The sequence below is a fragment of the Hymenobacter arcticus genome (assembly GCF_054779975.1).
This window is the reverse complement of record NZ_BAAGXF010000001.1, coordinates 36,739-57,829: the sequence shown is the minus strand read 5'-3', so window position 1 is coordinate 57,829 and position 21,091 is coordinate 36,739. Positions and strand designations below refer to the sequence as shown.

The 21,091-nt window shown below is 59.3% G+C and carries 16 protein-coding genes; 9 read left to right on the top strand and 7 right to left on the bottom strand.

The features are described from left to right. Window positions 1-35 precede the first annotated feature (35 nt). Window positions 36-518 (top strand): DUF7738 domain-containing protein, encoded by a 483-nt coding sequence (locus ACYVGC_RS00230; protein WP_460581763.1) that lies wholly within the window; start codon window positions 36-38, stop codon window positions 516-518. 112 nt (window positions 519-630) lie between these two features. Here ACYVGC_RS00230 and ACYVGC_RS00225 read toward each other — a convergent pair whose 3' ends face one another. Continuing rightward, a complete protein-coding gene (locus ACYVGC_RS00225) occupies window positions 631-1,479 on the bottom strand; it encodes a DUF4846 domain-containing protein (protein WP_460581762.1) in 849 nt (282 codons plus the stop codon). A 109-nt stretch (window positions 1,480-1,588) separates the two neighbouring features. After that, window positions 1,589-4,084: a type I DNA topoisomerase gene (gene topA, locus ACYVGC_RS00220; protein WP_460581761.1), complete on the bottom strand. Its 2,496-nt coding sequence runs from the start codon at window positions 4,082-4,084 to the stop codon at window positions 1,589-1,591. Between the two features lie 233 nt (window positions 4,085-4,317). On the opposite strand from topA, the gene ACYVGC_RS00215 reads away from it, so the two are divergent. The 7 genes from ACYVGC_RS00215 to ACYVGC_RS00185 all read left to right on the top strand — a co-directional run bounded on the left by ACYVGC_RS00215 (window position 4,318) and on the right by ACYVGC_RS00185 (window position 13,446). Beyond that, window positions 4,318-8,112: a methyl-accepting chemotaxis protein gene (locus tag ACYVGC_RS00215; RefSeq protein ID WP_460581760.1), complete on the top strand. Its 3,795-nt coding sequence runs from the start codon at window positions 4,318-4,320 to the stop codon at window positions 8,110-8,112. A 65-nt stretch (window positions 8,113-8,177) separates the two neighbouring features. Further along, a complete protein-coding gene (locus ACYVGC_RS00210) occupies window positions 8,178-8,777 on the top strand; it encodes a chemotaxis protein CheW (protein ID WP_460581759.1) in 600 nt (199 codons plus the stop codon). Window positions 8,778-8,855: 78 nt separating this feature from the next. After that, complete coding sequence (locus ACYVGC_RS00205) at window positions 8,856-9,236, top strand: response regulator (protein WP_460581758.1); 381 nt, start codon at window positions 8,856-8,858, stop codon at window positions 9,234-9,236. Window positions 9,237-9,454: 218 nt separating this feature from the next. Further along, window positions 9,455-11,119, top strand: coding sequence for a chemotaxis protein CheA (locus ACYVGC_RS00200; protein WP_460581757.1), 1,665 nt, complete (start codon window positions 9,455-9,457; stop codon window positions 11,117-11,119). A gap of 84 nt (window positions 11,120-11,203) precedes the next feature. Next, window positions 11,204-11,830, top strand: a complete 627-nt coding sequence (locus ACYVGC_RS00195) for a chemotaxis protein CheC (RefSeq protein WP_460581756.1) — start codon at window positions 11,204-11,206, stop codon at window positions 11,828-11,830. 108 nt (window positions 11,831-11,938) lie between these two features. Further along, entirely contained in the window at window positions 11,939-13,051 is a 1,113-nt protein-coding gene (locus tag ACYVGC_RS00190; RefSeq protein ID WP_460581755.1) for an agmatinase family protein, read from the top strand. Between the two features lie 56 nt (window positions 13,052-13,107). After that, complete coding sequence (locus ACYVGC_RS00185) at window positions 13,108-13,446, top strand: phage holin family protein (RefSeq protein WP_460581754.1); 339 nt, start codon at window positions 13,108-13,110, stop codon at window positions 13,444-13,446. Window positions 13,447-13,521: 75 nt separating this feature from the next. On the opposite strand, the gene ACYVGC_RS00180 is transcribed toward ACYVGC_RS00185, so the two are convergent. From ACYVGC_RS00180 to ACYVGC_RS00160, 5 genes are all read right to left on the bottom strand, one after another. Beyond that, window positions 13,522-14,460, bottom strand: coding sequence for a DUF4349 domain-containing protein (locus tag ACYVGC_RS00180; protein ID WP_460581753.1), 939 nt, complete (start codon window positions 14,458-14,460; stop codon window positions 13,522-13,524). Between the two features lie 145 nt (window positions 14,461-14,605). Beyond that, on the bottom strand, window positions 14,606-15,460 hold the full coding sequence (locus ACYVGC_RS00175; RefSeq protein ID WP_460581752.1) for a DUF4349 domain-containing protein: 855 nt from the start codon (window positions 15,458-15,460) through the stop codon (window positions 14,606-14,608). Window positions 15,461-15,647: 187 nt separating this feature from the next. Beyond that, on the bottom strand, window positions 15,648-16,955 hold the full coding sequence (murA, locus tag ACYVGC_RS00170; protein ID WP_460581751.1) for a UDP-N-acetylglucosamine 1-carboxyvinyltransferase: 1,308 nt from the start codon (window positions 16,953-16,955) through the stop codon (window positions 15,648-15,650). A 113-nt stretch (window positions 16,956-17,068) separates the two neighbouring features. Continuing rightward, the gene (locus ACYVGC_RS00165; protein ID WP_460581750.1) at window positions 17,069-17,851 is read right to left on the bottom strand and encodes a DUF4290 domain-containing protein; all 783 of its coding nucleotides are present in this window, start codon (window positions 17,849-17,851) and stop codon (window positions 17,069-17,071) included. A 119-nt stretch (window positions 17,852-17,970) separates the two neighbouring features. Beyond that, window positions 17,971-20,217: an ATP-dependent helicase gene (locus ACYVGC_RS00160; RefSeq protein WP_460581749.1), complete on the bottom strand. Its 2,247-nt coding sequence runs from the start codon at window positions 20,215-20,217 to the stop codon at window positions 17,971-17,973. 236 nt (window positions 20,218-20,453) lie between these two features. On the opposite strand from ACYVGC_RS00160, the gene ACYVGC_RS00155 reads away from it, so the two are divergent. After that, on the top strand, window positions 20,454-21,026 hold the full coding sequence (locus tag ACYVGC_RS00155) for a DUF3109 family protein (RefSeq protein WP_460581748.1): 573 nt from the start codon (window positions 20,454-20,456) through the stop codon (window positions 21,024-21,026). The last annotated feature ends 65 nt before the right edge of the window (window positions 21,027-21,091 follow it).

Sequence of the window (21,091 nt, the reverse complement as noted above, 5' to 3'; positions counted from 1 at the left end):
CCGAGCGTCCACTCAGCAAAGCTGAACTTCGCCCAATGAATTTGGCCATCCTGACTATTCAACTCTTTGAAGAATACATCTGCATTGGCGCTACCAAAATACTGCCCAAAGGCCGCCCTGTCGACGCTTTAATCCAGCTGTTGGGACCCGTTGACCGCGTGTTGCCCCTGTACCACAAAGGTGTGTTACAGAGCTTGTTGTATATCTACGACCAGCTTGGCTTGCGATTCTGGACGCATGCAGGCGTAATAGGCGAAGTGCAAGTGGTACTGGAAACCGGGGAGCGGGATGTATTTCCAGTACACAGCTTTAGCGGGAAATTAGTGTATCGGGGACAACTGGTGCCGCTGCCCATGCCTGGCAACTTGCTGATGAGTGGGCAATTACCTGGTTTCGTGCGCGATGATGATGCGGCGCGGTGGCACATGATTGCTTATGAAGCGCAGCTGCCGCCGCTTCGGTATTATGCTATTGTTCATAGCGTTACGGGAAATGTCCAAAGCATTTCGGTGATGTAGAGCCACCTTCATAACAAGCCTTTGGAGCATCCGGCAGTCGCAATTCAAGTAAGAGTAGGGTAATCCTTAGCTTGCTGCCCGCCGCCGCGGCAAGCTAAAGCTTACCCTACAATCAATCGAGGCGGCCTAGCTCTGTGCGCTTGAACGTCCACTCGGGCGTGTCAAACTTCACTTCGGCTGGGCCGGGCACGGCAAACCACGCGCCCAGTGCCGGGTGGCTCACATTGCGCAGCAGGTGAATGTTTTGGGCCGGCATATAGCTCTGCATCAATAGCATATACCGCTGGCCGGAGCGCGGGTTTTCGGCTACGTCGGCTACCAGCACGGCGTGGCCGGGACTGCCACCGTGCACCAGTATATCGCCGGGCTGCGCTTTGGCCAAGGCTATCGGCTGCACCTCGCGGCTCAGCGAAAGCGTGCCCGCGTAGCCAAATACCGGCAACAGATAGCGGCCCAGCGCCGCGTGGGTGGGTGCCTCGGCCGGCTTGGGCGCGGGCCGCACTTCCTCGCCCCGCACCTGAAACGTGGTACCAGCCACGTAGTCCGAAAACCAGGCATCGTAGCCGGTGGTCAGGTGAAAATGAATCTTATTCGGATTCTGACTGAATAAATATTCGGCCCGCAGCCGGATAACGGCGTCGGCGCATTGCTGCAAGTCCTTGGTACCGGGGTCGATATCTAGCACGGCCGCTACTACTTTCTGGTTATCTTTTAGTTGCCTATTGTATAGCCGGGCCAGCGTGCCGGCTGGCCGCAACGGCAGCCCGCGCAGCCACGCACCCCACGAGCCGGGTGCCACTGCCACGCGCCGGCACCCGGCCGGCGGCGCTACGCGCTGGGCCAGGCTTTGGGCGGCGGCCGGCGGCGTAGCGAGCCATGGGTAAGTGGGCATGGCGGCCGGGGGCTGTACTACCGGCGCGGCACCAAGTAGCACGCATAAGCTGAGGTATTTGAGAATCACGAGCTAGGAGACTGAAAGCGGCTCTGTAACGCCCTGCTGGGCGTAAATTGTATAACGCAAAAGAGCCCCGCCGATTAGGCGAGGCTCTGGCAGTAGCAAGTAGGGTAGCTTATTCGGTAGCGGCAGCTTTCTTGGCTGCTGGTTTTTTGGTGGCTGTGGTGGGCTTTTTAGCTGGCGCTTTTTTCTTGGCCGCCGGCTTCTTAGCGGCCGGTGCTTTGGCCGCTTTTTTGGCGGGGGCATCGGCCTCTTTGGCGGGCTTTTCTGCAGCGGCTTTCTTGCCGAAGCGGCCGCCTTTGGCGGGCTTGTCGGGCGTTGCGGCGGCTAGTTCCAGGCAGCGCTCCAAGGTGAGTTCGGTGGGCTCTTCGCCCTTCGGAATCTTCACGTTCTTCTTGCCCGCCACGATGTATGGACCGAAGCGACCATTAAGTACTTGAATATCAGGATTTTCCTCAAAACTTTTAATCAGGCGCTCGGCATCCAGTTTGCGCTTGGCTTCAATGAGCACCACGGCTTCCTCGCCCGTGATGGTGTGCGGGTCCTGCTCCTTGGTGAGCGAGTAAAACTTGCTGTCGTGGCGGATGTAAGGGCCGAAGCGGCCGAGCGCGGCCGTCATGGTCTTGTCCTCAAAATCGCCCACGGCCCGCGGCAGCTTAAACAAATCCAGCGCTTCTTCCAGAGTGATGGTTTCGATAAACATGCCCTTACGCAGGTTGGCATAGGCGGGCTTAGTTTCGCCTTCGGTGTCGCCCAGCGCCACGTAGGGACCGTATTTGCCGAGGCGAGCGGTTATTTTTTCGCCGGTTTCGGGGTGCAGGCCAATTTCGCGGGTGCTGCTGAGCGTGCTCCGCTCAATATCCTGCCCACGCTCCACGCTGGCGTGGAAAGGCTCGTAGAAGCCGGCCAGCATGTGGCTCCAATCCTCGCGGCCATTGGCAATCTGGTCAAACTCGTCCTCCACCTTGGCCGTGAACTGAAAGTCCACAATATCGGGGAAGTGGTCAACCAGGAAGTCGGTGACTACCAAGGCAGTATCGGTTGGGAAGAGCTTGGCTTTATCGGCGCCGTAGGTTTCGGGGCGCTGCTCGGTCGTGACCTCGTTGCCTACCAAAGCCAGCGCGTAAATCTTGCGCTCCTTGCCTTCGCGCGAGTCTTTTTCGACGTAGCCGCGCTTCTGCACCACGCTAATGGTGGGGGCGTAAGTGCTGGGGCGGCCGATGCCCATCTCCTCCAGCTTTTTCACCAGCGACGCCTCCGTGTAGCGAGCGGGCGGGCTCGAAAAGCGCTCGGTGGCGGTGAGGGTTTGCAGCGGTAGGTTCTGGCCCACGCTCAGCGGCGGCAGGCCGCGCGAAAACGAGCTTTCGCCCTCGGCGGGCGCGTCGTCGTCGTCCTTGCTTTCGGCGTAGGCTTTCAGAAAGCCTTCGAAGGTAATGACCTCACCAGTAGCCGAAAACGTGGTGCCCGGCTGGGTGCTGATGCCAATAACGGCCGTGGTGCGCTCGATGAGCGCATCGGCCATCTGCGAGCCCATGGCGCGCTTACGAATGAGGTCGTAGAGGCGCTGCTCCGAGGCATCGGCCCCGGCTTTCAGCAGCGTAAAATCGGTGGGCCGGATGGCTTCGTGGGCCTCCTGGGCGCTGGCCGACTTGGTTTTGAACTGGCGCTCCAGGGCGTACTCGGCCCCGTAGGCGGCCGTAATGGCCTCCAGGGCACCCTTGCGGGCCTCTTCCGATAGGTTTACCGAGTCGGTCCGCATGTAGCTGATACGGCCGGCTTCGTACAGCTTCTGGGCCACCGTCATGGTCTGGGCCACCGAGAAGCCCAACTTGCGCGAGGCTTCCTGCTGCAACGTAGAAGTCGTGAACGGCGCGGCGGGCGTGCGCTTACCCGGTTTTTTATCGAGGCTATTAATACTGTATGTCGCTCTGATGCAGCGCGTAAGGAAAGACTCGGCCTCCTCGCGGGTTTTGTAGCGGGTCGGCAGCTCGGCCTCCAGGGTGGTACCCTGGCCGGCGTCGAAGCGGGCCACCACGCGGTAGGCGCTGGTGCTGGTGTGCTTGTTGATTTCGCGCTCGCGGTCTACCACTAGGCGCACGGCCACGCTCTGCACCCGCCCTGCGCTCAAGCCGGCTTTTACCTTGCGCCACAGCACGGGGCTGAGCTCGAAGCCCACGAGGCGGTCGAGCACGCGGCGGGCCTGCTGGGCATTCACCAGGTTGATGTTAATCTCGCGCGGGTTCTGAATCGCGGCCAGAATGGCGGGCTTGGTAATTTCGCGAAACACGATGCGCTTCGTCTTCTCCGCCTTGAGGTTAAGCGTCTCGGAAAGGTGCCACGAAATGGCCTCACCCTCGCGGTCATCGTCACTCGCCAGCCACACCATCTCGGCTTCTTTCGACAGCTTTTTGAGCTGCGAAATCAGCTCGCGCTTGTCGGCATCCACCACGTAGGTGGGCTTGAAACCGTTGGCCACGTCCACGGCATTGTTGTCCTTGGGCAGGTCGCGGACGTGCCCGTAGCTGGAGCGCACCACAAAGTCGGGACCGAGGTAGCCTTCAATGGTTTTGGCCTTGGCGGGCGACTCGACAATAACTAGATTCTTGACCATGCGGAACGAAAAGAGGCGGGAAAACGGGCTGGCGTCGGATGTTGTGAACGCGGACCTGCCCCGAAAAGTTAAAAACGGGGACAAAGATGCACGGCTAAAGCCAACCCGGCGCCAACTCGGGCCTGCAAGCTACCTTCGAACCAGCCAGCATTGTCGGATTGCCCCGCGCACCTACTTTTGTTGGTATCCACTGCGGGCCCCGGCTCGCCCCACCTTCCCTGCGCTCTCCCCACATGGCTTCCGCCAAGAAAAACACGGCCCCGGTAACTGAAGTTGATGAGGCCGCGCGCCCCGACGAAACCGGTACGTTTGCCGACGACAACACGACCCGCAAGCGCGGCAAGACCCGCAACGTAGGCCTCACCGATACCGACTACGTCAACGAGCAGCTCAACCGGGTGCTCTTCGCCCTCGATGCCTTTAAGAAAGGCGACGTATCGGTGCGCCTGACCAAGCAAAACGACGATATCTTCTCCGAAATCGCCGAGGCGTATAATTCGATGGTGGAGATGATTGGCGGCGTAGGCGGGGAGGTGTCACGCATCTCAAAGGTGGCCGGGGTAGAGGGCAACCTGAAAGCCCGCGCCTCGGCCGACGGCGCGGCGGGTTTCTGGCGCGACATGATTAACAACATCAACGGCCTGGTGGATTCCATTGCCGTGCCGGTGCTGGAAGTGGGCAAGGTGCTGAAAAACATCAGCCGCGGCAACCTAGACGAGAGCTTCCAGATTCCGGTGTCGGGCGACTTCAAGGTGATGGCCGAAACCATCAACCGCACCATCGACAACCTCAACGTGTTTGCTGGCGAAGTAAGCCGCGTGGCGCAGGAGGTGGGTACCGAGGGCCGGCTGGGTGGCCAGGCCGTGGTGCCCAATGTGGGCGGCGTGTGGAAGGAACTCACTGATAACGTGAACACGATGGCCGCTTCGCTCACCAGCCAGGTGCGCGACATTGCCAACGTGACCACCGCCGTAGCCCGCGGCGACCTCAGCCAGAAAATGACAGTGGACGTGAAGGGCGAGCTCTTGCAGCTCAAGCAGAACCTCAACCAGATGGTGGACTCGCTCAATCTGTTTGCCGGCGAGGTAACCCGCGTGGCCCTCGACGTGGGCACCGAGGGCAAGCTCGGCGGCCAGGCCAGCGTGCCCGGCGTGAGCGGCACCTGGAAAGACCTGACCGACAACGTGAACAACATGGCCGCCAACCTGACTTCTCAGGTGCGCGACATTGCCAATGTGGCCACCGCCGTGGCCCGCGGCGACCTCAGCCAGAAGATGACGGTGAACGTGAAGGGCGAGATTCTGGAATTGAAAAACATTCTGAATCAGATGGTTGACTCACTCAACATCTTCGGTGATGAGGTAACCCGCGTAGCCCGCGAAGTAGGCACCGAGGGCAAGCTGGGTGGCCAGGCCGTGGTGCCCCGCGTGGGCGGCGTGTGGAAAGACCTGACCGACAACGTGAACACGATGGCCGCCTCGCTCACCAGCCAGGTGCGCGACATTGCCAATGTGGCTACCGCCGTAGCCCGCGGCGACCTCAGCCAGAAAATGACGGTAGACGTGCAGGGTGAGATTCTCGACCTGAAAAACATTCTGAATCAGATGGTTGACTCGCTCAACATCTTTGCCGGCGAGGTAACCCGCGTGGCGCGGGAGGTGGGCACCGAGGGCATTCTGGGCGGCCAGGCCAACGTACCCCGCGTATCGGGCACTTGGAAAGACCTGACCGACAACGTGAACACGATGGCTAGCAACCTTACCAGTCAGGTGCGGGACATTGCCAACGTGGCCACCGCCGTATCGCGCGGCGACTTGAGCCAGAAAATAACCGTGAACGTGCGCGGCGAGCTGTTGCAGCTCAAGGAAAACCTCAACCAGATGGTGGACTCGCTGAACGTGTTCGGCGACGAAGTAACCCGGGTAGCCCGCGAAGTAGGTACCGACGGTAAGCTCGGTGGCCAGGCCAACGTGCCCGGCGTGAAAGGCACCTGGAAAGACCTGACCGACAACGTGAACACGATGGCGGCCTCGCTCACCAGCCAGGTGCGCGACATTGCCAACGTAACCACTGCCGTAGCCCGCGGCGACCTCAGCCAGAAGGTGTCGGTTGACGTGCGCGGCGAGTTGCTCGACCTCAAGGACAACATCAACCAGATGGTGGACTCGCTCAACATCTTCGCCGGCGAGGTAACCCGCGTGGCCGTGGAAGTGGGCACCGAGGGCCAGCTCGGCGGCCAGGCTAACGTGCCCAACGTGAGCGGCGTGTGGAAAGACCTGACCGACAACGTGAACACGATGGCCTCCAACCTCACCATTCAGGTGCGGGGCATTGTGAAGATTGTAACGGCCGTTTCGCAGGGTGACCTTACCCAGAAGTTGATGTTGGAAGCCGCCGGCGAAGTAGCCGACCTGGCCCAGACCATCAACCGGATGGTGGACGACCTCAACCGCCTGGCCTCCGAAGTAAGCCGGGTGGCCCGCGTGGCCGGTGCCGAGGGCAAGCTCACCGAGCGCGCCACGGTGGGTGGCGTGTCGGGCTCGTGGAAAGAGCTCGTGGATACGCTTAACGCGCTGATTGAGAGCATCGCCCTGCCGGTGCTCGAAGTGAGCCGCGTGGTGCGCGCCATCTCGGAAGGCGACCTCACGCAGATGGTGGAAATCCAGACCACCGGCGATATTCTGGCCATGTCCAGCTCGCTCAACCAGGCCGTGGAAACGCTGAACGCCCTGCTCGGCGAAATCAACGAATCGGCGCAGGTGGTGGGCACTTCTTCGGAAGAAATGGTAGATAAAGGCCAGGAAATGAGCCGGGTAACGGTTGACGTGGCCTTGGCCATGCAACAAATGGCCGAAGGCGCGCAGAACCAGGCACTCAAAACCGACCAGGCCTTTAAGCTGATTGAGGAAATCATGACGGCCACCAAGGAAACGGCCAACAAGGCCGACGTGGTGAACAAGTCGGCCATCATGGGTGAGCAAACCTCACAGCAAGGCCTGAAAACGGTAGCCGAAGTGGTGAAAAACATGGAGGAAATCTCCGGGGCCGCCACCCAAACCTCGCGCACCATCGAAGTTCTCTCGACTCGCTCGCAGGAAATCAGCAAGTCGCTGGGCGTGATTACCGATATCGCCTCACAAACCAACCTGCTGGCCCTCAACGCCGCTATCGAAGCGGCCCGTGCTGGCGAAGCTGGCCGCGGCTTTGCCGTGGTAGCCGAGGAAATCCGCAAGCTGGCCGAAGGCTCGCGCAAGTCGGCCAACGAGATTGCGACGCTCGTGGAAGACGTAAAAAAGGATACCACCAGCGCCGCCGCCGCCATCAGCGCCATGGAAAGCCGGGTGCTCAAGGGCAAAAACGCCACTTTTGAGGCCAGCGCGGCCTTTAAGAACATTGCCACCAGTAGCGGCGAAACGCTGCGCACTTCGCGCGACATTCTCACGGCCACGGCCTTGCAGCAGACCTCCATTGGCGACGTGGTGAAGTACGTGGAAGAAGTGGTAGCCATTGCCGAGCAAACCGCCACTGGCACCCAGCAGGTGGCCGGTACGGCCCGCCAGCTCTCCTCCTCCATGCAGGAGCTGACGGCTTCTTCGCAGCGCCTCTCCGACATTGCCGACGACTTACAGGACGGCCTCGAAACCTTCCAGCTCTTCGACTACGCCCCCGAGCCGGAGCCCGAACCAGAGCCCGAGCCCGTGCGCCGCATGGTACGCCGCCCGCTAACCAGGGCTGCCGCGCCGGTTGTTGTGCCCGTCGCTACCCCGGCTCCAAAGGCTACCCCCGCCACCCAGGCGCGCCCCACAACCGCCAGCGCCCCCGTAGCTGATAGCGCCGGCACTAGCCACGCCAGCAATGGCCGCATGCGTCGTCTCACTTCGGCAGCCACAATGGCTACGGCCCATACTACGGAGCCGGTCAAACCCGCCGCGCGCCGTGCCAAGGCCAGCTCAGCCGTTAGTGCAGCCCCGCAGCCGGAAGCGAGCAATTCGGCCTCAAACCGCCCGCGGAAGGCAAAAGCCAAATAAACTCGCATTTTTATTTTTTGCGCTCGCAGTAGCGCTGCATTCGATACCGCGTTTAGGTAATTTTCATGGCTGATTCCGCTGCAAATCGTCCGGCTACTTCTTCGGGCCGGGCCGCGCCGGCCGCTCCCGAAGCGGTGGTGCAGCTCATTGTTTTTCGCCTGGGCGATGAGGATTATGGCATCCGCATTGAGCAGGTGAAGGAGGTAACCATCACGCCCGAAGTGGTGCGGATGCCCAAAACGCCGCCCTTTATCAAGGGTATCACCAACTTACGCGGCGACATCATTGCCGTGGTAGACCTGGAGGAGCGGTTTGAGCTCCGGCCGGCCGGCCGGCCAGTGCCTGACTTTTCCTACACCCTGGCCGTGGAAGCCCCCGACTACACCCTGGGGCTGCTGGTGCGCGAGGTACCGCGCCCGGTTACCATCCCGGTCAGTGCCATTGAGCCAGCCCCTGAGTTTGTGCAGGACAGCGGGCAGCGCGAAAAATACCTGGAAGGCATTGCCCGGCTGCCCGGCGACCAAAGCGTCATTATTGTGCTGGATATGCTCAAGCTGCTGTCTCCCAGTGAGATAATGCGCCTGCCGGGTCAAGCCGCTGCCAAGCCTGCCCGCCCTGGTACGGCTGCCGCCGCTAACGCCGATGCACCCTCCGGCTCGCAATAGCCGTAGACGCGTCAGCCGGCGGCCACGGTTACCGTTACTATCCCCCTTTCTACTCCTCACTTCTTAGCTTTAGATTTAATGAATAAGCGCATTCTCATCGTCGATGACTCGTTCTACATGCGGACGATGCTCAAGAATATGCTCACCGACGCCGGCTACGATGTAGTGGGCGAAGCCGCCAATGGCCAGCAGGCCCTGGAAATGGCGGTAGCAACCACCCCCGACCTCATCACGCTCGACGTGATTTTGCCTGACAACACGGGCCTCGACGTGCTCAAGGGCATTCGCTTGCAGCAGCCCGACGCCAAAGTGGTTATGTGCTCGGCCGTAGGTCAGGAAACCATTGTGAATGAGGCCATTGAGAACGGCGCGCTCGCCTATATTGTGAAGCCTTTCTCTGAAGAACGGGTACTCGAAATAGTGGGTAGCGCGTTGCAAGGCGATAGCTCAATAGCCTAAAGAACGAAGCCAACCGGCTGGCTTTCTCTGGAAAGCCAGCCGGTTGGCCATTAGTCGTATTCCTCCACCGCTAGTATTACACCTTTGTTTCTCCTTCATTTTCCTACGCTATCCGTTTCAGCAGGGCCTTTCGGCAGCTCTAACCAGCCGGTGGGTGCTGCTAGCGAGAAAGTAGGTTTAGTAAAGGATTTGCGCAATACCATGTTAGCCAACAAGTTATGACGGCGCGGGAACAAGAGTACCGGGAGCTGTTTATGGCGGAGGCACTGGAGTACTACGACGCTATGTCGCAGCACCTCAGTGAGTTGGAGCGCAACCCCAACGAGCCGGGAGCGCTGAATGAGCTGTTCCGGCTTATGCACAACCTCAAGGCCAATGCCCGCGCCATGGGTTTCATGGACATGGGCGAGGTAGCCCATAAAATGGAGACGCTCTTCGGGCAGATTCGGGGCAATGAGCGCACCTTCAATGGGGCGCTGGTACCGCTGACGTTCCGGGCCGTGGATATGCTGGGCAGTATGATTCGGGCTGTGGGCGCGAACCAGGAATCGGGCGACGCTACGCCGCTGCTCGAAAGCCTGGAGCGCCTGATTCAGGGGGAAGAAGTGGTGGAAGCCCAGGCAGCCCCCACCGAGGAAGAAGTCGACGCCGACGCCGCCCGTAAGCTGGAGCTGTCAGACCTGGTCTATATTCCCGTCAAAAAGCTTGATAATCTGCTTAATCTGGTGGGAGAGCTGGTAATTGACCGCGACCGCATCCTGACGCTGGCCGCCGAGCTGGGCCACCCGGCCCTGCAAGCCACGGCGCAGCACCTATTCCGCATTTCTGATGACTTGCAGTACTCCGTGATGGATGTGCGGCTGGTAGGAGCGGGGGTGCTGCTGAATAAGTTTCCGCGTGTGGTGCGCGATGTAGCTTCGACCGAGAACAAGCAGGTAGAGCTTTCGCTGGCTGGCCAGGACGTGCAGATTGACCGTAACGTGTTGCAGCTCATCACCGATGCGCTGCTGCACATTGTGCGCAATGCCGTGAGCCACGGCCTCGAAACCCCCGAAACCCGGCAGGCCGCCGGCAAGCCCGCCGTGGGCAAGCTGCGCATCTCAGCGCTCACCGAGCGCGACGACGTGCTGATTCAGGTGCAAGATGATGGCCGGGGTATCGACACCGAGGCCGTCCGCAAAAAGGCGATTCGCAACAAGCTGGTAACGGCCGAAGCCGCCGCCTTGCTCGATGAGCAAGCCGTGTGGGCGCTGCTGTTTGAGCCCGGTTTTTCGATGGCCGAGAAAATAACCGATATTTCGGGCCGGGGCGTGGGCCTCGACGTGGTAAAGCTGGCCATCGATTCGCTCGGCGGCCGCTTGCGCGTCAACTCGGAGCTAGGTAAGGGTACCACGTTTACGCTGGTGCTGCCGACTTCCATTGCCGTGAAGGGCGCGCTGCTTATCGAGTTGGATGACCGTGCCTACGCCGTGCCCCTGCTGCACACCGACACCGTGCTGGCCCTGCCCAACGACGAGATTTTTGCCGTGGGTGGTCTATTGATGACCCGTATTCAGGACGAAAATGTGCCGCTGGTGCCCCTGCGGCAATTGCTCTACTCCGAAGGCGATGAGCTGCTGCCCCGCGCTACCCGTGCCGACCTGCCCACCGACGGCGGCCTTCACTACCAGCACCAAGTGCTGGTAGTGAGCTACAACAACCGCCGGCTGGGTTTGCTCATCGACCGCTTTCTGCGCCAGCAAAATATTGTGGTAAAGTCACTTAGCAAGCCACTCGATACTATCGACCTTTTTGGGGGCGTCACGCTATTGGGCAGTGGGCAACTATGCCTGGTGCTGGACGTGCCTGCCCTCACGCGCCTGTTTTTGGCTAAAAGACCCTGAATTTAGCCGCTCCCCGCTCTTTTCCGTATTAATTTGCCGGCCTTGGCCGCCGCTGCTACGAACCAAGCTGTTATGAATGTATCAATGAATGAGTTAGAGCGCGATATTATCCGCGAAATCCTCAATATCGGTCTGGCCCGGGCGGCGGATAGCTTTGCCGTAATTGCGCAGGAGCGGGTAATGCTGGAGGTGCCCAACTTGGATTTGCTGCCCAGTAGCAATATTATTGAGCGGGTGCGTGATTATCAGACGCGCTACGTAGCTATTCAGAGTGATATCCGGGGCGATTTCAACGGCTCGACCTTCATGTTCTTTTCGGGCCAGCACATTCAGCGGCTCTCGCGGGTATGCTTGCGCATGCAGGTAGGCGACTCCTTGCAGCTCAACGAATTACAAGAGTCGTTGCTGCTGGAAATTAGTAATATCATCACCGGGGCGCTGGTAACGCAGCTGGCTAACATCCTGAAGGCCAATATTTACGGCGCACCACCGCTAGCGCCGGGCGGCGACCTGGCCGAGGCGCTGCAAAACCTCATGCCCGACCCGGAAACGTTGCAACCACTTATTTTCTCAGTTATCACGCAGTTTTCGGATAAGGAAAATTCGGTTGAGTTGCCCCTGATGTTGTTTTTTGACCGCGCTACTTTTGAAAAAATCCTGGAAATAATCCGCACCTACGACTTCCTGGGCAAAACGCAGTCGGCGTTGTAAGTACTTCATAGGTAGTGCTTTGCTTCTCAGTTGGGTTGGTTGGCAACCAGCCAGTATTCTTTCTTTTTCACCCACCAGGCACTAGCGGCCTGGTGTTTCTTTTTCACCGTGTCCGAATCTACGCTCGCGCAAAAAATCGCCAATTTTGACCCCAATGCGCTCGGCGATACCGCCGGGGGCTTGTTTGGGCTGCCCTTCACGCCCGCCGAAGCTCAGGTGGTGGTAGTACCCGTGCCGTGGGAAGTGACCGTGAGCTACCGCGCCGGCACCGCCCAGGGCCCCGCCGCTATCCGCGAGGCTTCGCTGCAAGTGGACCTCTACGACCCCGACCTGCCCGAAGCCTGGAAGCTGGGCCTGGCGATGGAGGACGAAGACGAGGTAATTGCCCAGGCCAGCCGCGACCTGCGCCCCCTGGCCGCCAATTATATCGGCTGGCTCGAAGACGGCCAGCCCGCCGAAAGCGCAACCCAGCACGAAAACACGCCGGCCCACATCAAGTCCGAAGGTGACAAGCTCATCCAGTGGCTGAAGGCCAAAACCGGCGCGCTCCTCGACGCCGGTAAGGCCGTGGCTGTGCTCGGTGGCGACCACAGTACGCCGCTGGGCTACCTGCACGCGCTGGCCGAGCGCCACCCCGACGGCTTTGGCATCCTGCAAATAGATGCCCACTGTGACCTGCGCCCCGCCTATGAGGGCTTTCAATACTCGCACGCCAGCATCATGTACAATGCCTTGGAGCTACCGCAGGTGAAGAAACTGGTGCAGGTCGGCATTCGGGATATGTGCCAGCAGGAGGCCGACCTCATCGAGCATTCGGTGGGCCGGGTGGCACTGTTCGGCCAGCGGTTTATGAGCGAGGAGAAATTTGTGAAGAAATCGTGGAAAAAGGTGTGCGGCAAAATCATCGCCCAGCTGCCCCAGAAAGTCTACATCAGCTTCGACATCGACGGCCTCGACCCCAAGCTGTGCCCCGGCACCGGCACGCCCGTGCCCGGCGGCCTGGAATTTGAGGAAGCTACCTACCTGCTGCGCATGATTGTGCGCTCGGGCCGCACCATTATCGGCTTCGACCTCAACGAGGTAGCGCCCGGCGACACCGAGTGGAACGCCATTGTGGGCGCCCGCCTACTGTATCAGCTTTGCAACTGGATGGCCGTTTCGCAGGGCCGCCTGGTAGCCAAGGGCCTGGGCTCGGCAGATGAAAAGAATAAGAAGAAATAGCCTGCAAAGCTAGCGCAACGCAGGGTGTAAGTATCTAAAAATAAATTAATTACGACATGGGTAAGATTCTCATCAAATTCATTCTAACGGCCGTGCTCACCTACGGCTTGGCGCACGTGCTGCCCAATGTGCGCCTCGATGGCGTAGGGAGCGCCGCCATTTTGGTCATCGTGATGGGCCTGCTCAACGCGACCGTGAAGCCGATACTGAAGATAATTGGCTTTCCGATTACGGTGTTGACGCTGGGGATTTTCCTGCTGATTATCAACGTGATAATCGTTAAGCTAGCTGATTTCCTAATGACCAGCTTCTCGGTAACCGGCTTGGTTAGCGCGCTGATTTTCAGCTTGGCGCTGTCGCTGGTAACCACCGTCGTGGACATGGTAATCGACTAGTGGTCCTTCCCTGCCAGTTGAGTTACGCCAACGCAAACGGCCCCGTTGAACAGCTGTTCAACGGGGCCGTTTGCGTTAGGCGGCTATGGTAGGAGTGGGCTGCGCTGGCCGCCGCTTGGCCTGCCGCCGCCGCCACAGCCACCAGCCGGTAATGCCCGCGCCCAGCACCAGTGGCCACAGATTGAGCACGCCCAGCAGCAGTGAAATCAGCATCTGCCAGCCCCCATAGAACGCCTCGACGGTGCGGCTGCCCAGCGATACGATAGGAGCGTCGGGCACAGTTTGTGTTACGGGCTGGTAGAGCGTGAGCGTAATGGTAGCGTAGGCTACCTCATCATTGAGGGTTTTGAGGCGGCTTTCGGTGGCCTCGATTGTCTCGCGCACCTCGCCCAGCTTCTCCTCGATATCCAGGATATCCTTGATTCTCTGGGCTTTGCTGAGCAGGGCCGTGTACTGGCGCTCTACGGCCCGCTTGGCTTGCAGGCGGGCGGCCACGTCGGCATGCTCAGCCGTTACGTCGTCGGTACTCAGCTTTTTTTCTTCCACGGTGCCCAGGCCCGCCAGACCGCTTAGCAAGGCTTGAAACTGCCGGGGCGGCACCCGAATGGTGGTTTCCTGGCGCCATTCGCCATCGGCGTGGGTTTCGGCGGCGGCGCTCAGGTAGCCGCTGCTGCGCCGCACCAGGCTATCGAGGCGCGCAGTGGCACGGGCTAAGGCAGTGGTTTTGAGCCGGATATCGGCGTGGTAGATGAGCAGGCGCGTGGCGGTAGCTGCGGTGGGGATTGGCGTTGCGATGGGTGCGGCCGACGGGGGTGGCGGGGCGGGGCTACCGCTCACCTCTATCGCCTGCGGCGCTTCAGCTTGGTCAGCGGCCCCCTCGCCTTGATTCGTTACCAGAGGTGCATTAAGAGTAACTGGTGCGGCTTCGGTCGCATCGCTACCCTTTTGCCTTTGGCCGCAACCGGTTTGGGTGAGCAAGGCTATGCTAATGGATAATCCAAGCAAGTGTTTCATAGTCAATGCGATAGATTAGTGAAAAGATAGCCGCTGACCTCAGTGGCTAGTTGGGGCTAAGTAGTAGCTGCTTCAAGCCATCAGATGCCACAACTGCGGATTATGCACACGCCGGCCGTAGTAGCTACCCTGAAAATGCAGTAGCTCAACCTGCAATTGGGTGGCGCAGCCGCCACCACCGCACGGCTCCCATGCTCAGGCCGCCCAGCAGCAGTAGCGGCCACACGTTGGTGAGCACCACGAGCACGCTCAGTAAAAATGACCAGCCGCGGTAAAAAGCCGCTAGAAATTGGGGAGCAAAAACGGGCGCTACCACAGACGGCGTGGCCTCAGGGAGCACCTGGAAGTAGCGGAGCGTGAGGGTAGCCCAGGTGCTGCGGGCGCTGAACTGTTGCAAGCGAGCTTGGTCAGCTGCCAGGGTTAGCCGCAGCTGGTGGGTTTGCTCTTCGAGGCGGCGAACCTCGGCCGGGCTGGTAGTGTGGGTTAGCAGTTGCTGGTACTTGATTTCGGTAGCCTGCTGGGTGGCTACGCTGGCGGCGGCTTGCAGCATGTCGGCCGTCACATCGGCCGAGGAAATGTCTTTGTTTTCGATGCGCCCGAGCTTGCCGAGGTCTGCCACGAGGCCTGCAAACTCGGTGGGTAGCACCTTGAGCGTCATTTCCTGGCGGTGCTGGCCATCGGCCCGCGTTTCGTGCGCCGTGCTCAGGTACGACTTGTGGCGGAGCAGCAGGCGGTCGATATTGTCCGAGGCTTGCGCGAAATCATCCACGGCTAAGTCCAATTCTCCCTGGTACACTACGTTGGGGGCGGCGGTGGGAGTAGTGGGGGCGGCTGAGGTGGGGGCAGCGGCAGTAGCTTGCGCCTGGCGAGGTGTTGCTTCGGGCGTAACCATTTGGTTAGCTGCTGTTTCGGTGGCAGCTGCCTCCGTCATTTCCGTTTTGGCTTGGCTGCACCCAGCCAGCCCCAGTCCGAAGAGGACGGGATAAATCAGGCGTTTCATCAAAATATGGAGGGGGAAAGCTGAAGATGGAAAAACTCAGCGGCGCAGCTGCCTCTTTATCCAATTTCCCCAAGCGGGTAACCCATTGGGCAAATAAAAAGCCCAGCCGTTGTGCGGCTGGGCTTTTTCATTATAAAGTTTTGCTGAATACAACTACGTGTAAAACAGGTAGTTGTATTCAATTAAATTATACGCGGCGAATATCAGCGCCCAGCGCGTTCAGGCGCTCGTCGATGTTCTGGTAGCCGCGGTCAATCTGCTCCACGTTGAGGATAGTACTCTTGCCCTCGGCGCTGAGCGCGGCAATAAGCAGGGCCACGCCAGCCCGGATATCGGGCGACGACATGGTGATGCCGCGCAGGGCGGCGCGCTTGTCGAGCCCGATAACGGTGGCGCGGTGCGGGTCGCAGAGGATGATTTGCGCACCCATGTCAATAAGCTTATCCACGAAAAACAGGCGCGACTCAAACATCTTTTGGTGAATGAGCACCGTGCCTTTGGCCTGGGTGGCTACCACGAGGATAATACTCAGCAAATCAGGCGTGAAGCCCGGCCAGGTGTGGTCGCTCACGGTCAGGATGGAGCCGTCGAGGTAGGTGCTCAGTTCGTAGTGGTCTTGGGCTGGCACGTAAATGTCATCGCCGCGAAACTCCAGCTGAATGCCCAGCTTGCGGAATGTGTCGGGGATGATACCCAGCTCCGGAATCTGGCAGTCCTTGATAGTGATTTCGGAGCCCGTCATGGCCGCCAGGCCGATGAAGGAGCCGATTTCAATCATGTCGGGCAGCATGCGGTGCTCGGTGCCGCCGAGGCTGGCTACGCCCTCAATGGTGAGCAAGTTGGAGCCAATGCCCTGAATCTTAGCGCCCATGCGCACCAGCATGCGGCAAAGCTGCTGCAAGTAGGGCTCGCAGGCGGCGTTGTAGATGCTGGTGGTGCCTTCGGCCAGCACGGCGGCCATCAGAATATTAGCGGTGCCAGTTACGCTGGCTTCGTCGAGCAGCATAGACGCGCCTTGCAGCTTGCCGGCGGGCACGGTAAGGCGGTAAAAATCAGGTCCTTCCAGCGTGAGATGGGCACCTAATTTTTCGAGGCCCACAAAGTGCGTATCGAGCGGGCGACGGCCGATTTTGTCGCCGCCGGGCTTGGGTAGCTGGGCGCGGCCGTAGCGGGCCAGCAGCGGGCCCAGTATCATCACGGAGCCGCGCAGCTCGCGGGCCTGGGCCACAAACTCGGGCGTGTCGAGGTAGTCGAGGCGCACGTCCTCGGCCTGAAAAATGTAGGTGTCGGGGGCCAGCTGGCCCACTTTCACCCCCAGGTCGCGCAGAAGCTCGATGAGCTTGTTGACGTCCCGGATATTGGGCACGTTGCTAATGGTGATGGGGTCGGGGCTGAGCAGCACCGCGCACAAAATCTGAAGCGCCTCATTCTTAGCTCCTTGCGGGATTATCTCGCCCCGCAACTTGTTCCCACCACGTACTTCAAAAGCAGCCATTCTTTGATTTTAGCTATTAGCTGATAGCCGTTAGCTATTAGCTTCTTGGTTGATAGTATACTACACTTGGAAAGGCTAACAGCTAACGGCTATCAGCTAACAGCTTACCGGAGCTACTGCGGCGGCTGCTGAGGCTCGGAGCGAAATTTCTTGCCCCGTTTCTTGTCCCGTTTTTTGTTGTTGTTCCCATTGCCACCGGCGCTGGTGGAGCCTTCGGGCCGGTCAGCCCGTTCGGTGCGGCGCTCGCGGTTTTCGAAGCGGTTGGCACCCGCTTGGCCGCTGCCGGTGGCGCGCGCCGGCTGACCCGCGGCGGCAGTAGCAGCCGGCAGCGCTGCCAACTCAAACAAGCCTTGGTCGGCCACGACTTGCGCATCCAGCTTCAACTGCCCGCCCGATAGCTCGCCCAGGTGCCGGATGATGGTTACGTCCTTGGCATTCTCCTTGTTGTGCTGGCGGTAGAGGAACTTCATCGTGCGCCCAATCTGGATGGTGGCCTGCTCGCGCTCGGCGGCGTCTTCGATGGTCAATACCTTGGTGATGAGCGCCTCAATGCCGCGGCCGTAGGCCTTGAGCTTGGGGGCCTGGCGCGGGTAGTCGAGGCGCTTGGGCTTTTCGAGGTGCAGGCGCGGCGGCGACAGGGTCACGGGTGCGTCGAGGGCCACGTCGGGGCCGGCCAGCGCGTGCAGGTGGTTCCAGAGGCGCGTCTGAATATCGGGCTGGTCGCGCAGGCTGGGGCGCAGGCGCAGCATCAGCTGCACAATGCCAGCGGCGCGGCGCGTGCGCTCGGCCACGTCCTCAATCTGAGCCAGGCCCAGGATGAGCTGGTAGGTGCTTTGCCCGTATTCGCGCACCAGCAGTTGCTGGTGGAAGGGCAGTTGGGTGGGGATTTCTTGCATTTAATTCTTAGATATTAATTCGCACAGCCTTTGGCGAGGAGTTAAAATTGAAATTTACCAAGCGTATTAAGTACTCCAGTAAAATCCAATTTCAAGTCAGCAAATTCAGTACGAGAGCTTTACAGCACCCGTAGCTTAGCGAAGCTCAGCAGCAGCGTTTTCTCGCCTACTTCCTCAAACTGGATGATGGCTTTCACGGTGCCGTTCTGCTTTTCGAGGCTGGCTACCTGGCCAAAACCGAACTTGGCGTGCTCGACGCGCTGGCCGGCCTGCAAGTTACTCGTGTCGGAGGGTTGGAAATCGGCCGGGGCCACGTACTTGGTCGCCACCGTTTTACGGGGCGGGGCCGCCACCAGGTTCGAGCGGCGCTCAAACACGTGCTGAAACGGCGACTCGCCCACCGCCGGGCCGGCGGCAAACTTCACATTAAGGTACTGAGGGTCAATCTCATCCAGAAAGCGGCTCTTCTCGCAGCTGCGCAGGTTGCCCCACTGGTAGCGCGAGGTGGCGTAGCTGAGCGTGAGCTTCTTTTCGGCCCGCGTGATGGCCACGTAAAACAGGCGGCGCTCCTCCTCCAGGTCGGCGCGCGAGGTTATCATCATCTGGCTGGGGAAGAGGTTTTCTTCCATACCCACGATGTACACATTTCTGAATTCCAGGCCCTTAGCCGAGTGAATGGTCATCATCGTCACGGCCTCGCCTTCCTGGGCGGCGTCCTTCAGGTCGGAATCCGTAACTAGGGCAATGTCTTGCAGAAACGCGCCCAGCGACTTGTCCTCGCGCTCGTGGTCGTCCACGTATTCCTTAATGCCGTTGAGCAGCTCCTGAATGTTCTCGTAGCGCGACAAGCCCTCGATGGTTTTGTCGGCGTACAACTCCTCAATCATGCCTGAGTTTTTGGCAATGAATTTGGCGGCTTCAAAGGCGTCTTCCTTGGCGGCGACGGCAGTGTAGCTCTTTATTTTTTCGGCAAAACCCACGACCGGGTTCGATACCCGCGCCGGTAGAAATTGCTCGGCGTTGCTCACCACTTCCCACAGCGTGTGGTTGGCTTCTTCGGCCGAATTAATTAATTTGCTGATGGTGGTGTCGCCGATGCCGCGCTTCGGGTAATTAATTACCCGGCGCAGCGCCTGCTCATCGTTCGGGTTCACCGTGAGGCGCAAATAAGCCACCAAGTCCTTGATTTCCTTGCGCTGATAAAAGCTCAGGCCACCCACGATTTTGTAGCGGATATTTAATTTGCGCAGCGATTCTTCCATCGCCCGGCTTTGGGCGTTGGTGCGGTAGAGAATGGCGAAATTATCGTAGGATAGATGCTGGTTCATCTTGTCCTCGTAAATGGATTGGGCAACTAACTTGCCTTCTTCGTTATCGGAAGAAGCTTTAATTACTTCAATTAAATTACCGTCCTCGTTGTCCGAAAAAACGTCTTTGCGCAGCTGCGCCTGGTTGTTTTTAATAACCGAATTAGCCGCCCACACGATGTTTTTAGTGGAGCGATAATTCTGCTCCAATTTAAATACGTTGAGTTCGGGATAGTCTTTTTCGAAATTAAGAATATTGGTAATATCCGCACCGCGGAAGGCGTAGATACTCTGCGCATCGTCGCCTACTACGCAGATATTCCGCTCTTTAGCCGCCAGTTTGCGGGTAATTAAGTACTGCGAATAGTTGGTGTCCTGGTACTCGTCCACCATCACAAACCGGAATTTGTTCTGGTATTTATTCAACACGTCGGCATGGTCGCGGAACAGGACGTTGGTTTGGAAGAGCAGGTCGTCGAAATCCATGGCGCCGGCCTTGAAGCAGCGGGCGGCGTACTGCTGGTAGATAACGCCGATTTTGGGGCGCATCGCGGCCTCATCGTCCTGCTTGATAACGGGGTCGTTGAGGTACTGCGCCACCGAAACGAGCTTGTTTTTGGCGGCCGAAATGCGCCCAAGTACCGTGCTGGTTTTGTAGAGTTTATCATCCAGCTCCAACTCCTTCACAATCTGGCCGAGGAGGGTTTTGCTGTCCTGCGTGTCGTAGATGGTGAACGAGCGCGGGTAGCCGATTTTATCGGCCTCGGAACGCAGAATTTTGGCAAACACGGAGTGGAAGGTGCCCATCCACAGGTTTTTAGCGTTGGGGCCCACTACCTTTTCGATGCGGGCGCGCATTTCCTTGGCGGCCTTGTTGGTGAAGGTGAGGGCCAGGATGTTGAAGGGGTCCACGCCCTGCTCCAGCAAGTGGGCGATGCGGTAGGTGAGCACCCGCGTTTTGCCCGAGCCGGCACCGGCGATAATCATGCAGGGGCCTTCGGTTTGGAGAACGGCCGCGGCCTGCGAGGGGTTGAGGAGAGCGTGATAATCTAAAGCCATCGGAATGAAGCTGTTAGCGGGAGCTTTTAAGCAGCTCTTAGCTGCTAGCTGTTAGCTTTTGAGGGGAATGGGAGCCGCACGGATAAAATGGCGCTGGGGGCCGGGGGCGGCTAGCTGACAAAGATAAGTTGGGCGGGTGGCAGGGCGGTATCTTTGTGCTACCGTTTTTAGGCAACGCCCGCGCTTCGCGCCGCCTTACTAACCGCTTTCTATCGCCGATAAATTCGCCCCACGTTATGATTGTTATCCAAAATACCGTTATCTCCGACGATGTGGCCCAGAACTTCTTCGTCTGCAACCTCGATGCCTGCAAGGGCGCGTGCTGCGTGGAGGGCGACCTCGGCGCGCCGCTGGAGCTGGAAGAGCTGGAGATTCTGAAAAACGAATACCCCAAGATTGCGCCTTTCCTGACCGAAGCCGGCAAGCAAGCCATTGCGGAGCAGGGCCTTTATATCAAGGACTGGGAAGACGATTACAGCACCACCACCATCAACGACCGGGAGTGCGCCTACGCGCTCTACGATGATTTGGGCATTTTGAAATGCGGCATCGAGCAGGCGTATCTGGCGGGGGCTACCACGTTTAAGAAGCCCATTAGCTGCCACTTGTATCCGATTCGGGTGACGAAGTACGAGGGCTTTGAGGCGCTCAACTACGACCGTTGGGATATTTGCTCGCCGGCCTGCTCGTTTGGAGCCAAGCTGGGCGTGCCGGTCTATAAGTTTTTGAAGGAGCCGCTGGAGCGGAAATACGGTGCGGAGTGGTATGCCGAGTTGGCGCGGGAAATTGAGTTTCCGACGACGGCGTAACTGGTAGTAGATTACTGCAAAAAAGCCGCCTGTCATGCTGAGCCTGCGAAGCATCTTATCACCGT